Origin of the sequence: Marinobacter sp., from assembly GCF_052091845.1 — a bacterium.
GTDB lineage: Bacteria > Pseudomonadota > Gammaproteobacteria > Pseudomonadales > Oleiphilaceae > Marinobacter.
Map to the genome: position 1 here is coordinate 8,549 of NZ_JBQDCO010000074.1, position 1,151 is coordinate 9,699.

1 protein-coding gene is annotated in these 1,151 nt (G+C 56.6%); it reads left to right on the forward strand.

Annotated elements, in window-relative coordinates:
• Positions 1–258: 258 nt before the first annotated feature.
• On the forward strand, positions 259–1,151 hold an 893-nt coding region (locus tag ACTHYN_RS15660; RefSeq protein ID WP_441813337.1), incomplete at its 3' end, for a class I SAM-dependent rRNA methyltransferase.

Consider the following 1,151-nt stretch of genomic DNA (forward strand, 5'->3'; position numbering starts at 1 on the left):
GAAGGCGAGCTTGAAGGTTTGATGGATGCTGCTGCTTACGCAGAGCATGTGGCGGCCGCCGAATAAACCGAGTAGGAATCGTCGGGCAAGGCTTTCCAAAACACGCTCCTTGCGGCACATCCATGTGGCGCTTGGGCTTCGCCATCCCTGGCTCCGCACAGTTTTGGAAAGCCTTGCCCGGCGGTTCCCTCTAGCTTGGGTGCTGTCGTCGTTAGTTAATGTATAATCCACGCCCCGTTTTCCGATCAGGTGGTTGCAATGAATTTCCCGGTTTTATATCTACGCAAAGGCGCGGAGCGCAGGCTTCGGGCTGGCCATCTGTGGGTTTACAGCAACGAAGTGGATATCCAGCGGTCACCGTTGGCGCAGTTTGAAGCCGGTACTCAGGCTGAGTTACGTGCGGCAAACGACAAACCCCTGGGCGTAGTGTTCGTGAACCCTCACGCACTCATTTGCGGCCGCCTGATCAGCCGTGATGCGGCGCAGGGCATGACACCCAATCGGCTGACCCAGCGCATGGAAACCGCACTGGCACTGCGGGAACGGGTGTTTGATAAGCCCTTTTATCGCTGGGTGTTTGGCGATAGTGACGGGCTTTCCGGGCTGGTGGTCGATCGATTTGGCGATACCGTAGTGGTGCAGATTTCCACCGCCGGAATGGAGCACATGAAAGAGTCGATTGTGCGGGCGATTCAGCGACTGGCGCACCCCAAGTCCATCATTCTCAAGAACGACGGCAAAATGCGTTCAGTGGAAGGACTGGATACCTATGTTGAACAAGCTCATGGCCCAGAAGCAACCCTGCTTGAAGTGGAAGAAAACGGTGTTCGTTTTGAGGTGCCCCTTGAAGGCGGTCAGAAAACCGGCTGGTTTTACGATCACCGAATGAATCGCCAGCGTTTGCAGGCCTACGCGCCAGGCAAGCGTGTGCTGGATGTGTTCAGCTACGTGGGTGGCTGGGGCATTCAGGCGGCATGCGCAGGGGCTACCCGGGTAACCTGCGTAGACAGTTCTCCCGGCGCTATCGACTCTGTACACCACAACGCGGGACTCAACGGCCTGGATAATATTGAGACTCTGGAGGGTGATGCGTTCGAAGCACTGAAAGCGCTGGCGGACGAGAAGGAAAAGTTCGATATTGTGGTGCTGGA